This is a genomic window from Segatella copri (assembly GCF_019127135.1).
GTDB lineage: Bacteria > Bacteroidota > Bacteroidia > Bacteroidales > Bacteroidaceae > Prevotella.
This window is the reverse complement of sequence record NZ_JAHOEA010000003.1, coordinates 1-14,447: the sequence shown is the minus strand read 5'-3', so window position 1 is coordinate 14,447 and position 14,447 is coordinate 1. Positions and strand designations below refer to the sequence as shown.

8 protein-coding genes are annotated in these 14,447 nt (G+C 46.6%); 6 read left to right on the top strand and 2 right to left on the bottom strand.

The features are described from left to right. Positions 1–432: 432 nt before the first annotated feature. Positions 433–2,343 carry a sialate O-acetylesterase gene (locus KSW37_RS01225; RefSeq protein ID WP_217313108.1) on the bottom strand — a complete coding sequence of 637 codons (1,911 nt, stop codon included), beginning with the start codon at positions 2,341–2,343 and terminating at the stop codon, positions 433–435. A gap of 273 nt (positions 2,344–2,616) precedes the next feature. Between KSW37_RS01225 and xyl3A the strand changes: the two genes are divergently transcribed. The 6 genes from xyl3A (at position 2,617) to KSW37_RS01195 (ending at position 12,856) form a co-directional block, all read left to right on the top strand. After that, complete coding sequence (gene xyl3A / locus KSW37_RS01220; RefSeq protein ID WP_217313107.1) at positions 2,617–5,223, top strand: xylan 1,4-beta-xylosidase; 2,607 nt, start codon at positions 2,617–2,619, stop codon at positions 5,221–5,223. Between the two features lie 23 nt (positions 5,224–5,246). Beyond that, positions 5,247–7,763, top strand: a complete 2,517-nt coding sequence (locus tag KSW37_RS01215; RefSeq protein ID WP_217313106.1) for a glycosyl hydrolase family 8 — start codon at positions 5,247–5,249, stop codon at positions 7,761–7,763. A 13-nt stretch (positions 7,764–7,776) separates the two neighbouring features. Further along, positions 7,777–8,481 (top strand): acetylxylan esterase, encoded by a 705-nt coding sequence (locus KSW37_RS01210; protein ID WP_217313105.1) that lies wholly within the window; start codon positions 7,777–7,779, stop codon positions 8,479–8,481. 20 nt (positions 8,482–8,501) lie between these two features. Then, a complete protein-coding gene (locus tag KSW37_RS01205; protein WP_119238019.1) occupies positions 8,502–9,992 on the top strand; it encodes a family 43 glycosylhydrolase in 1,491 nt (496 codons plus the stop codon). 66 nt (positions 9,993–10,058) lie between these two features. Beyond that, positions 10,059–12,596 carry a glycoside hydrolase family 31 protein gene (locus tag KSW37_RS01200; RefSeq protein WP_217313104.1) on the top strand — a complete coding sequence of 846 codons (2,538 nt, stop codon included), beginning with the start codon at positions 10,059–10,061 and terminating at the stop codon, positions 12,594–12,596. Between the two features lie 161 nt (positions 12,597–12,757). Next, positions 12,758–12,856 carry an AAA family ATPase gene (locus tag KSW37_RS01195; RefSeq protein WP_233401147.1) on the top strand — a complete coding sequence of 33 codons (99 nt, stop codon included), beginning with the start codon at positions 12,758–12,760 and terminating at the stop codon, positions 12,854–12,856. A gap of 78 nt (positions 12,857–12,934) precedes the next feature. Here the strand turns inward: KSW37_RS01195 and KSW37_RS01190 are convergent, their stop codons facing one another. Further along, positions 12,935–14,104 (bottom strand): ATP-binding protein, encoded by a 1,170-nt coding sequence (locus tag KSW37_RS01190; protein ID WP_217313103.1) that lies wholly within the window; start codon positions 14,102–14,104, stop codon positions 12,935–12,937. Positions 14,105–14,447 lie beyond the last annotated feature (343 nt).

The window sequence follows — 14,447 nt, the reverse complement described above, 5'->3', positions numbered from 1 at the left end:
TACTTGGGTTAGCTTACTGAACTACTTGGGTTAGCTGATTGAACTACTTGAGTTAGCTTACTGAGCTATATCAGTATCCTGTAGTGTTACATGTGTATTTTTTTTTCTAATTTAATGCCACATTTGCCACACTTATACTTAACTCTATGATTATTAGAAGATAACGTGTGGCAATAAGGGGTGTTTTTATTACCACTTTATTGCCACCTATTACCACTTTTTGCATAAAATCAGCAAAATAACGGTGTTTTTGAGGGATTTGCTACGTCCCGACGCAGCAAAAGTTACGTCCGGACGTAGTAAAAGATACGTCGTGACGTAATTTCAGTGCGGGAATTCAATGGCAAGAAGTATATAAATAATCCCAGAATCGCTCTTCCAAGCGGTTCTGGGATTTATTATGTCTGATAGTTTGTTTACCACTTAATTTGTTTACCATTTAAAGAGATGAGGAACAAACACTTTGAAGCAGCGGCGCCAGGTGAGCCACTCATGATGAGTGCCTGGTGATACGTAAACATCGAGCTTGATGCCCAGTTCCTTCAACTGCTGTGCCATCTTCTCGGTACCGAAGTTCTCTTCCGAACCGCAGCCCATAAACATATAATGAATGTTTTTGTTGTATTTCTCTGCATCGGCAAAAACTCCATTGAAACAGGTCTTTACATCCACGCCAAAGAGTGCACCGCTAAAGGTTCCAAGGGCAGAAAACTTGTCCATGTGAGGCAATACCGTGTTGAATGTCTGGCAACCGCCCCATGACAATCCAGCCATCGCACGATGCTCGCGGTCGGTATAAGTGCGGAATGTCTTGTCAACCATCGGAATCAGATCCTTGATAATCACATCATAGAAAGAAGCTCCATAGTGGTTGCGCTCTTCATCTACATTCTTGCCTGGACGGGCAACGAAAGGCTTCTTTACATCGCCACTCTCCATGACCACAATCATAGGCTCAGCCTTGCCTTCTGCTATCAGGTTGTCCATGATGTGCTGCATCATTCCCTGCTTGCTCCAGCCCGTTTCGTCTTCGCCCATGCCATGCTGCAGATAGAGCACAGGATAGCGCTTGGTGGTGTTGGTTTCATATTCGGCAGGGGTGTAAACCATGGCGCGGCGGAACTGCTTCTGGGAGGCTGCATAGTAAGATACTGAGCGAACCTGACCATGGGCTACGCCCTGCTGAGGACGATAGTAGTTGCCTTCAGCTCCTTCTGGAACTTCCAGACCGCCTGCTTCACGGCAGCAGCCGAAGTAGGTTTCGCTGGCAGGGTCAACAACCTGCACGCCATCTACATTCAGAAAATAGTAGTGGAATCCTACTACCAGCGGATCGCTAACGCCGTACCAGTCGCCATCCAAATCCTTTTTCATCTCATATTGCTTGCCGCAGATGTCGAAGATTACTTTCTTTGCCTCAGGAGCATGGAGCTTTACATAAGCTCTGCGGTCCTTATCTACACGCGGATAGTTGCTGTCTGGAATGATTCCCTGCAGGGCGAGCATCATGTTTGCATAGCGCTTGCCCATGGTGCGGTAGCTTTCTGCGATGAAGTGGAGACCGTCGCCACGCTGCGGACAGCCCTTTGAAGAAATGACGTGGGCTGTAGGAATGGTCTTGGCAATATCATCAACGATGGCGATATGTGCCCAGCATTTTCCGCCCATATCCTTCTGTACGGTTTCGCCTACGAGCAGAGGTACGTCTTCTGCCTTCAGATTCAAATCCTTCAAGATGTCGTTATAAACTGTCTTTACTCGGTTAGGCCAGTTGGCATCGCCGTTGTTGGTTTCGCCCTGATGCAGGAGAATGCCCTTGATAACACCCTGCTTCTTGGCTATTTTTGCCAGTTCTATCAGTCGGGCGTATGGATTTCCGTTGTACTGGGATGCAAAGTTCTTCATCCAGTCGGGTTGTTTCTTGAGATAAGCCTTATAGGTTCGCTTATCGAAGAGGTCGATGCTGGCTCCGCCCACGGCCACGGTGATGGTTCCCACCTTGATGCTGTCTGGCAGGTTATCCACCATCTTTCTTCCGAAATAGTCAACAGGAGTCAGTCCTGTAGAGGGTCTTGCCTGTGGTGGCACGGCGGTGTGCCATTGTCCCTTCTTCCATCCCGCCTTTTTATCATCCACGGCATACATAGCCTGGAATCTCGGGTTCACGCCCGTTCGGTCGATGTCTTCGATAGCCGCATTTCCTTCCATGTTCGACTGTCCGAAGCAGAGATAAATCTGAAAATTAGGATCAGGCTTTTCCTGAACCTTACTGCCCGTTTTCTGTGCCATCATCGGCAGGCACGCCATCGCGAGCATCGATGCTAAGATTGATAATCTCTTCATAGTTTATATTTAATTAAATTATTAGATTGATTTTCATCTTCTGTTCTGTTTGCAAAGTTATGAAAAGATTCTCATACGTGCTTTGTCTCATATATCAATAACTTTTCCCTATCTCTCATTCTTCTATATAATAAAAGGTGTTTCTGTCTTTTCTCTGGCATTGTTACATAATAAAATGTATTTGATACATGTAATAAAGTAGAATACTGCTTTTTTGCTTACCTTTGCATCGATAAATAACAATCCGATTACTAATAGCTTAAAAGTAAAATAATGAATAAGAATGTTATATATGCAGCTTTGCTGTTTATTTCCCTCATGTTTGCTGGTAATGTTTTGGCTCATCAGTTGCCTTATCAGAATCCATCCCTCTCGGCTCATGAGCGAGCGGTAGATTTGTGTGGTCGTCTCACTTTGGAAGAGAAAGCTTCTCTGATGCTGGATGATTCGCCGGCTATCCCACGATTGGGAATCAAGAGATTCCAGTGGTGGAGCGAGGTGCTGCATGGTGTGGCGAATATGGGAGATGTAACCGTGTTTCCGGAACCTATCGGAATGGCTGCATCGTTTAACGATAGAATGGTGTATAGCGTCTTTGATGCAACATCTGATGAGATGCGTGCCAAATGGAATGAACTGCAGCAGAAGGGTGGAGATGTAACCCGTTTCCATGCCCTCTCGGTCTGGACTCCAAACGTGAATATCTTCCGTGATCCTCGCTGGGGACGTGGACAGGAAACCTATGGTGAGGATCCTTATCTTACCAGTAGGATGGGATGTGCCGTGGTGCGCGGATTGCAGGGACCTGAAGATACGAAATACCGCAAACTCTGGGCTTGTGCCAAGCACTATGCAATTCATAGCGGACCAGAATGGGCTCGCCATACAGACAATATTACCGATGTTACACCGCGCGACCTTTGGGAAACTTATATGCCTGCCTTCAAATCACTGGTGCAGGATGCCAAGGTGCGTGAGGTGATGTGTGCCTATCAGCGTTGGGATGATGAACCATGCTGCGGCAGTACCCGATTGCTGCAGCAGATTTTGAGAGATGAATGGGGATTCAGGTATCTGGTGGTTTCCGACTGTGGCGCTGTTACCGATTTCTGGGAGAATCATAAGGTTTCGAGCAATGCCAGAAATGCGGCTGTCAAGGGCGTGCTGGCTGGTACGGATGTGGAGTGTGGATATAATTATGTATATAAGTCAGTGCCTGAGGCTGTGAAGTATGGTGCCTTGACTGAAGAAGAAGTTGATAAGCATGTGATTCGTCTGCTCGAAGGTCGTTTCGACTTGGGGGAGATGGATGACAACAAGATTGTATCATGGTCGAAGATCCCTGTATCGGTGCTTTGCAGCAAGGCGCATCGCCAGCTCTCGCTCGATATGGCTCTGCAGACCATGACGCTGCTCCAAAACAATAATGGGGTATTACCTCTCGATAAAAAGGTAAAGAAGATTGCTTTCATCGGACCAAATGTGGATAACGAACCGATGATGTGGGGAAACTATAATGGTACCCCACGACAGACAATTACCATCCTGGATGGTATCAAGAGTCGTTTGAAGAAAAACCAGGTCGTCACCTTTAAAGGGTGCGACTTGGTGAACGACCAGATTCTGGATTCTTACTTCGACCAGTGTAGCATGGATGGCAAGCTGGGCTTTAAGGGTACTTTCTGGAACAACCGCAAGATGGAAGGCAAGCCTGTTACCATCACCCAGGAGAAGAATCCTGTGCAGGTAACTACCTATGGTCAGCATTCTTTCGCTCCTAATGTGAAGCTGGTGGGCTTCTCTGCAAAATATGAAACCGTGTTCCGTCCTAAGCAGACAGACAAGGTGTTGCTCGACGTGGCTGGTTGCGGTCACTACGAGGTTTATCTGAATGGTGAGAAGAAGGCAGAGCATTCCATCTGGCGCACTACCGAGAGTCGTATCGAGTTCCAAGCTGAGAAGGGTAAGGAGTATAAGATAGAGATTCGCTATCACGAGATGCCTAACTATAATGCGGATATAAAGTTCAATATCGGACACGAGAATCCTATCGACTATCAGGCTTCGCTCAAGCAGTTGAAGGATTGTGAGACTGTAGTCTTCGTAGGTGGCATCTCTCCACAGTTGGAAGGTGAGGAAATGCCTATCGAGATTTCTGGCTTCAAGGGTGGTGACCGCACCAACATCGAGTTGCCGAAGGTTCAGCGCAATTTCCTGAAGGCTTTGAAGGAGGCGGGCAAGAAGGTTGTCTTTGTCAACTGTTCGGGTTCGGCTATCGCCTTGACTCCAGAGACAGAGAGTTGCGATGCCATTCTCCAGGCCTGGTATCCTGGTCAGGAAGGTGGAGAGGCAGTGGCTCGTGTACTCTTCGGAGAGTACAATCCTGCCGGCAAGTTGCCTATTACGTTCTATAAGAATTCAGAGCAGTTGCCTGATTTCAAGGATTACAGCATGAAGGGCAGAACCTATCGTTATATGAACGATGCGCTCTTCCCATTCGGTTACGGCTTGAGCTACACTTCTTTCCGTATTGGCGATGCTACACTTTCCAACTCTATCCTGAAGAAGGGTGAGAAGATTACGCTGAAGATACCGGTAAGTAATGTTGGAAAGAAGGATGGAACCGAGGTGGTGCAGGTGTATGTGAAGAATCCTGCCGATACCGAAGGACCATTGAAGAGCTTGAAGGCTTTCGAGAGAGTGGAGGTGAAGGCAGGAAAGACTGCTGAGGCTGTCATAACGCTGGATAGCAGAAACTTCGAACTCTTCGATGCTGCAACCAATACCGTCCGTGCCAAGGCTGGAAAGTATGAGGTTTATTACGGCAGCAGTTCGGCTGATAAGGATTTGAAGAAACTGGATGTTTCTGTTGAATATTAAGTAACTGTATCATAATTAATAGTATGAAGACATGGATGTGCGCCTTGATGCTGGCGTTATCGACAGGAGCTTCGGCTCAGAATCCGGTAATCAGCGGACAATATTCTGCTGATCCTACGGCTCGCGTGTTCAATGGGAAGATGTATCTTTATCCTTCTCATGACATTCCGAGTCCTATCGAGAAACTGAAGGAATGGTTCTGCATGGCAGATTATCACGTTTTCTCTTCTGCCAATCTTACAGAATGGCAGGATCATGGAGTCATCGTTTCGCAGGATAAAGTACCTTGGGTACAGGATGGGAGTTATACGATGTGGGCTCCTGATTGTGTAGAGAAAGACGGGAAATATTACTTCTATTTCCCTGCCGCTCCCAAGGGGGAGGAGAAGGGATTCGGAATAGGCGTGGCAGTTGCTGACCAACCGGAAGGACCGTTTATGCCGATGTGGAACCCCATAGAGGGTGTGCACGGCATAGACCCTTGTGTGCTGATAGATAAGGACGGACAGGCTTATATCTACTGGGCTGGTGCTGGTCTGCACATGGCTAAGCTGAAACCTGACATGATGGAACTTGCCTCGGAACCTAAGCCTGTAGAGGGATTGCCTGAGGGATTCAAGGAAGGCCCATTTGCCTTCGAGCGCAACGGTAAGTATTATTTCACCTTCCCTTGGGTACGTGAAAAGGATGGAACCGAAACGCTGGCTTATGCCATGGCTGACCATCCGATGGGACCTTTCACATTCAAGGGCATCATCATGGATGAGTCGCCTACGAAGTGCTGGACCAATCATCATAGCATCGTGGAATATCAGGGACAGTGGTATCTCTTCTATCATCATAATGATTATTCGCCTAAGTTCGACAAGAACCGCTCGGTGCGAGTCGACTCTCTGAACTTCAATCCTGACGGAACGATACAGAAGGTGATACCTACACTAAGAGGTGTGGGATTGACGAAGGCACGTTCGCATATTCAGATTGACCGCTATTCTGCGCTGCAAGGCAAGGGTATTGGTATTGATTATCTGGATAAAAACAACTGTTTCGCCGGATGGAAGACTCTCTTCTCTAAATCGAATACTGCTCTTATATATAATAAGGTGGATTTCGGTAATGAGAAGGTGGAAGAAATCACCGTTCGTGCCAAGTCTTCAAAGGGCGGTGTGCTCGTAGTCAGAGCCGATGGCAAGAAGGGTAATATCATCGCTAAGGTGAAGATTCCAAAGTCGGCTGGCTGGAAGAATATCCGTGCCCAGGTGCTCCATGCTCCTTTGGGCGTTCATGCTCTCCATGTATCCTTGCAGAGTGGTGCCGACGTAGAGGTTGACTGGCTGGGCTTTGATGCTTTGCCTTGGGAAAAGGGAGCTTTCGAAACTCACCAGTATCGTAATCTCTTTGCCGAGATGGGCTATAAGCAGGCTGATATTGACAAGAAGGTGAACGAAGTGTTCAATGATGTGTTCTATGGTAAAAACAAGGTTTATTTCGAGGTGGGCGATTCCATGGGATATGTCAGCGATATAAAGAACAATGATGTGAGAACCGAAGGCATGTCGTATGGAATGATGGCTGCCGTGCAGTTTGACAAGAAGGACATCTTCGACCGTCTCTGGCGATGGAGCAAGAAATACATGCAGCATCAGGAAGGACCTTATAAGGGCTATTTCGCATGGAGCTGCAAGACTGATGGAACGAGAAATGCGCAGGGAGCCGCATCGGATGGTGAACTCTATTTCGTAACTTCGCTCATCTTTGCATCCAACCGATGGGGCAATGATACAGACATCAACTATCTGAAGGAAGCGCAGCATATTCTGGATTGCAGCATGCAGAAGGCGGGAATGGACCGCACAGCTCCGCTTATCAATCTTGAACATCAGCTCATCACCTTTACGCCCGATCATTGGGGCGGGAAGTTTACCGATCCTTCTTACCATCTCCCTGCCTTTTACGAGGTTTGGGCGAAATGGGCTAACGACGGACGTTCCCAGTTCTGGAAGGAGTGTGCTGAGAAAAGCCGTGAGTTCCTGCATAAGTGCATCAATGAGAAGACGGGCTTGAACCCGGACTATTGCAACTATGATGGCAGTCTGATGAAGACCGGTCAGTTGTTGGGTGATGCTTTCCGTTATGACTCATGGCGAGTGCCAATGAACATAGCGCTCGATTATTCCTGGGCTTGTAAGGATAAGGAGTGGCAGCAGAAATATGCCAATACGCTGCAGAACTTCCTGTATAGTAAGGGCATTGATTCTTTCCTGGACCAGTATAATGTAGATGGCACAATGGTAGAAGATATTCTGCCGGCAGGTACAGCTCCTAAGGCACTCCGCCATTCTATCGGTTTTGTTGCCACTTCGGCTGCGGCATCATTGGTCAGCAATCATGTGAAGGGCAGGGAATTCGTCAGTCATTTCTGGAATGCCAAGCATGAACCAGATAAAGAAGGCTTCTTCGATGGCTACTACGACGGACTGTTGCGTCTCTTCGCCTTCATGCATCTGAGTGGCCGTTATCAGATTATCGAACCTCAATAATAATGAATAGTCTATGAACAACTTTTTCAATAAAATAGTTAGATTGTTTTGTTTATGTGTATTCCTTTTTGGACATTCCTCTGCGGATGCCCAAAATAAGGAATTACCTGTAGACATTAATCCTTATTTCGGACCTGTCGGCAAGCAGCCTGTCATGCCTAATGCGGCTGGCTTTATTCAGAGATGGTTGCTTCTGGAACCCATCTCTATGCCGGTCAAGAGCAATGTCGTTTTTACTGATTCTTATCTGAAGGAGATATTCCATACGCAGTATTTCCCTAAACAGATGGAAACAGTTCCTAAGGATGGAGCCGTCGTGAAGGTGGGCAAGGAAAAACTGAAATGGCATGCGCTGGACAGTAAGCTGTTTAATGTGAAGCTCTTCCGTTTCGCTACTTCGTTTAAGAAGCCCAAGTATGGTGTTTTGTTCTGGGCGGTTACCATTATCGATTGCCCTGAGGAGATGAAAGACGTCCGCTTGTCTGTTGGCTCGAATGGTGCTTCCATGTGGTGGCTCAATGGCGAGGAGGCGGTGATGCTCGAAGGCGACCGAAGAATGGTTCGCGATGATGTGGTTTCTAAGAAGCTTACCTTGAAGAAAGGTAGGAATATCCTTCGTGGTGCGGTAATCAATGGTCCTGGTATGAGCGACTTCTGTGTCCGATTCATCGACGGACAGGGCAAGCCTGTCAGAAACCTGTCTATTCACGTGAAGTAGTGCAATCAATAAAGAAAGTTATGAAACAGAACAATATATTTTTCAGATATTTTAGCCCGGTTGCTGCTCAGCAGAAACTTTATGTCGCTGCTTTGGTTGCCTTGTTGTCTTCCTCTGCTTACGAGGCAGAAGCCCAGGTGGGCGAACCTTTCATTCATGACCCTTCTACCATTGCCCTGTGTGATGGAAAGTATTATACCTTTGGAACGGGTGAAGGTGGAATCTGGTCGGAGGATGGCTGGACCTGGCAGGGTGGTGCTGTTCGTCCCGGCAGAGGAGCGGCTCCTGATGTGTTGAAGATTGGCGACCGTTATCTTGTAGCCTACAGTGCTACGGGTGGTGGATTGGGAGGCAGTCATCGCGGTGATGTCCTGACGATGTGGAACAAAACGCTCGATCCGAAATCGCCTGATTTCAAATATACTGAACCGGTGGTGGTTGCCTCATCCTTAGATGATGAAGATTGTGATGCCATTGATGCGGGCTTGTTGCTCGATCCTACTACCGGCAGACTCTGGCTCAGTTATGGTACCTATTTCGGATTTATCCGTCTGGTAGAACTCGACCCGAAGACAGGTAAGCGGATGGAAGGCAACGAACCCGTCAATATCGCCATCGACTGTGAAGCTACTGATTTGATTTACCGCAATGGTTGGTATTATCTTCTCGGCACTCATGGCACCTGTTGCGATGGTCCTAATTCTACCTACAATATCGTGGTGGGACGTTCGCGAAAGATAACCGGTCCATACGTAGATAATGTGGGCAGAGAGATGTTGCAGGGCGGTGGAAAGATGGTGATTGCTGCCAACAATCTGAAGACGGGTCCCGGTCACTTCGGACGCTATATTGAGGAAGAGGGTGTAGAAAAGATGTCGTTCCACTATGAGTCTGATTTCAGACAGGGAGGACGAAGCGTGTTGGCTATCCGTCCTTTGTTGTGGAAGAACGACTGGCCTGTGGCTGGTGATGAATTTCATGCCGGAACCTACGAGATAGAATCGGAACGAAGAGGTTATGCCCTGGAGATTGCCGTAGATTTCGTGAGAATGCAGCGGGATATCGAACCTTTCTGGATCAAGCCGACCAAGCCTCTGAAGAATATCGAACCTCAGACCTTGAAGGAGGTAGAGGCAGAATGGCCTAAGGGCGAGGTGAAGGTAAGAATGAACGATTATATGTTCCGCCCTCATCAGAAGTGGAGTATCATGCCTGCCGGAAAGGGTGGTTATCTGGGTGGTCCTTATTATAAAATCTGCATAGAAGGCACTACTCGCTATCTTACCGCAACCGCTCAGCATGATGTCATTGCCAAACCTGAGTTTACGGGTGAAGATGCCCAGCTTTGGCGCATCGAGCAGCTTACCGATGGTACCTATCGCATCATGCCGAAGGCTGTGCCAGGCACAGAAGAGAAACTGGCATTGGTTTCACTCGGCGATTGTACCCCAGGCTTGGCTCCCTTCGATTTCAATAGCGATAATTCTAAATGGAATTTCAGGCAACAATAAATTCATGATGAATTGACAATCGAGAAGCGTCCCAATCATAAACCCTCTAATAAAATAAACAGAAGTATGCTAAAGAATTTATCTCTCATTGCCCTTTTGGGCATCGCTGTCGTTGGCGTTCCAAGTGAACTCAGCGCCAAGAGCGTAAAGGTGGCAGGCACCCAGAAAGGTACGGCTGCCAAGTCTATCACCCGTCAGGTGGCTCAGCAGAATGTAACCATCGAATTTTATTCTCCATCCATCGTCCGCATCTTGAAATCTGATGCCGGACTTGGTGCTCCTGTTCAGAAGAAAAGCTATTCTGTCATCTTGAAACCTCAGCAGATGAAGGGCGTTCAAATACAGGAAAACGGAGATATTGTAAAAATCAATTCTAGTTTTATTTCCGTCGAACTGAATCAGCAGACTGGCGAAATCCGCTTCCTTTCGAAGGATGGAAAGCTGCTGCTTACCGATACGAAGACTCGTCTGGAAGCTCGCAAGGATGAAGCCAACAAGGGCAAGTACCGCATAGAGCAGGACTTCCGTCTTGCTGATGACGAGGCAATCTATGGCCTGGGACAGTTGCGCGATGTTTACATGAATCAGCGTGGTCGACAGAATATTGAACTCTGGAATCATAACACTTATATCGCCATCCCTTATTTCACCAGTGAGAAGGGCTATGGTCTTTACTGGGACAATGCGGGAAAAACTTATTTCAATGATATTGTAGCATCCAAGAACAATAGCAACCAGCCATCATGTACTTCCTTCACCAGCGAAGTGGGAACCTGCGCCGACTACTATTTCATGTACAAGGATGGTACGCAGGATGGAGTCATCGCCAGCATCCGAGAACTGACCGGACAGGCTACGATGTTCCCGAAATGGGCGATGGGCTTCTGGCAATGCCGTGAACGCTATAAGACCAGCGATGAACTGGCTGGCGTATTGGATAAGTATCGCGAACTGAAGATTCCTACCGATGCTATCGTGCAGGACTGGCAGTATTGGGGATGCGACTCCAACTGGAATGCGATGAAGTTCCAGAACCCATATTATATTAATAAGGTGGGCGATCCAGCCTATGCCAAGTATCTTCCTACCGATATGAAGCAGATGAAGGCACAGGGAGAACCTCGCCTGAAGAGTCCGGAAGAGATGGTGAAGTATGTTCATAAGAACGATGCCCATCTGATGATTTCCATCTGGGCAAGTTTCGGTCCTTGGACAGAGCAGTATCGTGAACTGAAGAAGATGAATGCCCTCCTTCCTTTTGAAACGTGGCCAAGAAACAGTGGCGTGATGCCATACGATGTCTTCAATCCGAAGGCTCGCAACCTCTACTGGAAGTATCTTAGTCATCTCTACCAGATGGGCTTTGATGCCTGGTGGACCGATTCTACGGAGCCAGACCATTTTGAGAAGCCGGGCGATGAGAACTATCAGACCTTCGATGGTTCATGGTTGGGCGTGAAGAACGCCTTCCCATTGTTGCACAACAAGAGCATCTATGAGCACCAGAGAGCGATGAAGGGCAACACAAAGCGTTCGCTCCAGATGACCCGAAGCGGCAGTCTCGGTATTCAGCATTATGGCACCATTTGCTGGAGCGGTGATGTGCTGGCTTCCTGGAACGAGATGAAGAATCAGATTCCATCGGGCTTGAACTTCTCGCTCTGCGGTATCCCATTCTGGAATACCGACCTGGGTGGTTTCTTCTACTGGGAGTTTGAACAGAATCCAAAGAACCCTGCCATTCAGGAACTGCAGACCCGCTGGATGCAGTGGGGAACCTTCATGCCATTGATGCGCAACCACTGTTCTTCGCCGATGGTAAGCGAACTGTATGAATTCGGAAAGCAGGGCGACTGGGCTTATGATGCTATGATTAAGGCCATCAAGCTGCGCTATCGACTTTTGCCTTATATCTACAGTACGGCTGGCGACTGTGTACAGAATAGCGGAAGCATGATGCGTGCCCTGGTAATGGATTATGCGGCAGACAAGAAGGCTTCCCGCCTGAACGATGAGTATCTCTTCGGCCGCAACATCCTGGTGAAGCCGGTAACCAATCCTTTATACACCTGGAAGGATAAGGAGAAGAAGGGCCATACCATCTATCCTGATGTAAGGAAGGCAGCTGCGCCTGTGAATGTTTACTTGCCAAAGGGTAATAAATGGTATGATTTCTGGAGCAACACCCAGTATGAGGGCGGTCAGGATATCCAGCGCCTTTGTCCTATCGACATCATGCCTGTATTCATCAAGGCAGGTACCATCCTGCCATTCGGTCCTGAAGTGCAGTATAGTTCAGAGAAGCCTTGGGATGAGCTGGAAATCCGTGTCTATCCTGGTGCTGATGGTAAATTTACGCTCTATGAGGACGAGGGCGACAACTATAATTACGAGAAGGGTAAATTCTCTGAAATCCAGTTTGTTTGGAATGAAGCAGACCGAACCCTGAACATCGCTCCACGCAAGGGCAGCTATAAGGGAATGCTCCAGCATCGCAGATTCCATATCGTATTGGTGGATGCCAATAGTGGAGCGGGCGATCAGCCTATGCAGGCAAACAAGAGTGTGGAATATGACGGAAAGGCTGTAAAGATACAGCTGTAAGTGTTACATCATATAAACTCTTTGATAGACGTTGATAGAGTGATCAAATTCCCTTTAAGGTATTGGGTGCACAGTTGAATACATAATAAATCCCGAAATCGCTTGGCGGTTTCGGGATTTTTGCTTATCTTTGCCAACGTAAATAGTAAATTGTTGATAATATGGCAACGAAGTTATATCCAATAGGCATGCAGACTTTCTCTGAGATTCGAGAGGAGGACTTTCTCTATGTAGATAAGACTATCGTATTGGATTGGTGAAAGTTTGGGGAATAGCAACAGAAAAGATGACCGAGCAAAAAATGTGGGGTCATCTTTTCTGTAATCAAGGATTATCTATCAATAGAGCATGCCAAACATCCATAATGGAATGATGTTGCCATAGCCCGTTTCTATATCATCCTTTACCACATATCCATTCTCTATGTTCTGTAGCTGATTTTGCTTTTTCTTCTTTCCGCCAACCTCGAATGTATATTTCCCGTCAATCAGAAAATCTGATATAGGGGATACTGTGACAGGCATGAGAGAGCGTGTCTGATTGAAGAAGAAAGTTTCTCTAACTGTTCCTATCTCCACACTCTTTCCAGCAAGGGTATAAATGAGTGTTGGATTATCCAGATAGATCTTATCCACTTTGCCTAGTCCTTGAATGCCACCTGTTGAAGAACGGAGTTGCCCTATAAGTCCTGCTTTCTCCAAGTAGGCGCAAAGGTCGGCTATATTGTTTCTTGAAACTTCAAGTTGACCTCCTATCTGGCTCATGTTAGGCTTGAATGGCGCACTTTGAGCGATGATGGCAAGTAGTCTTTTGAGCTTTCTTGCTGTTGAAACCGTAAGGTCTGCATATTGTGGAATATCGGTTTCTATCGTTGCATTGACTACTTGCTGAATATACATTCTGATATCGCCATCAGAAAAAGGATAATATCCTCGTTGCAGATAGTCCGCGAAATGTTCTAGAGGCAAGAAACCATTTGGTATATCGACTTCCTGTTGCATGAGCTGGTCTAACGTACATACAGGAAAATGGATTCCATGAAAGAGTTCTAGATATTCGCGATACGAGAGTCCTTGAATCTCGTACATAAGTGCACGACGGCTCAGGTCAAATGCCCCCTTTGCTATGTCGAGAACAGATGACCCTGTAAACATTATATGGAGTTCAGAATGATAATCATATATCAATTTCAGCTCCCTTGCCCAATCCTTGTATTTATGGATTTCATCAATGAAAAGATACTTTCCTCCCATCTTTGCAAATGAATCTGCCAGTTCGGTGAGTCTGTGACTGGCAAAATAAAAATCTTCTGCCTGTACATAGAGAGAGTCTTTTCTTGGTAGTTGTTCTTTGATGTGTTGAAGCACCAAAGTTGTTTTACCGACACCTCTTGGTCCCATTAATCCAATCATACGAGCATCCCAATTGATGCGATTATACATATAGCGATGAAACGTAGTACTCGTTTCTCTCAGCAATTTGTCGAATGTAGCTTGTAATTGTTCCATATTATGGCTGTTATATTGTTCTTTATGGGTGCAAATATACAAATTAAATACGAAATTGCACTGAGTAGAGTGCAATTTTTAACGTAAATTGCACTCTACTCAGTGCAATTTACGAATATATATAAGGTTGTAGCGATAAAATACTTAGAGAAGCAAATTTGATTTTGTCTTATACGTGAAAAAGTTGTCACCTTTAGGATGGTTAAACTAAATATGTTACTATCTATTTTTCTTATCACTAAATGAGTTACGCATTTTTTATTTTATCACTATATGGGTTGTCAGCGAATACCCATTATACCTAACTAGGTTACTCTTTTTAAGGAGCTATCCCTAGAAAGGT

Excerpts from the sequence above, each read along its gene's own strand:
- KSW37_RS01190 (WP_217313103.1), bottom strand. The coding sequence starts at position 14,104 with ATGGAACAATTACAAGCTACATTCGACAAATTGCTGAGAGAAACGAGT.
- KSW37_RS01200 (WP_217313104.1), top strand. The coding sequence starts at position 10,059 with ATGCTAAAGAATTTATCTCTCATTGCCCTTTTGGGCATCGCTGTCGTT.
- KSW37_RS01205 (WP_119238019.1), top strand. The coding sequence starts at position 8,502 with ATGAAACAGAACAATATATTTTTCAGATATTTTAGCCCGGTTGCTGCT.
- KSW37_RS01195 (WP_233401147.1), top strand. The coding sequence starts at position 12,758 with ATGGCAACGAAGTTATATCCAATAGGCATGCAGACTTTCTCTGAGATT.
- KSW37_RS01215 (WP_217313106.1), top strand. The coding sequence starts at position 5,247 with ATGAAGACATGGATGTGCGCCTTGATGCTGGCGTTATCGACAGGAGCT.
- xyl3A (WP_217313107.1), top strand. The coding sequence starts at position 2,617 with ATGAATAAGAATGTTATATATGCAGCTTTGCTGTTTATTTCCCTCATG.
- KSW37_RS01225 (WP_217313108.1), bottom strand. The coding sequence starts at position 2,343 with ATGAAGAGATTATCAATCTTAGCATCGATGCTCGCGATGGCGTGCCTG.
- KSW37_RS01210 (WP_217313105.1), top strand. The coding sequence starts at position 7,777 with ATGAACAACTTTTTCAATAAAATAGTTAGATTGTTTTGTTTATGTGTA.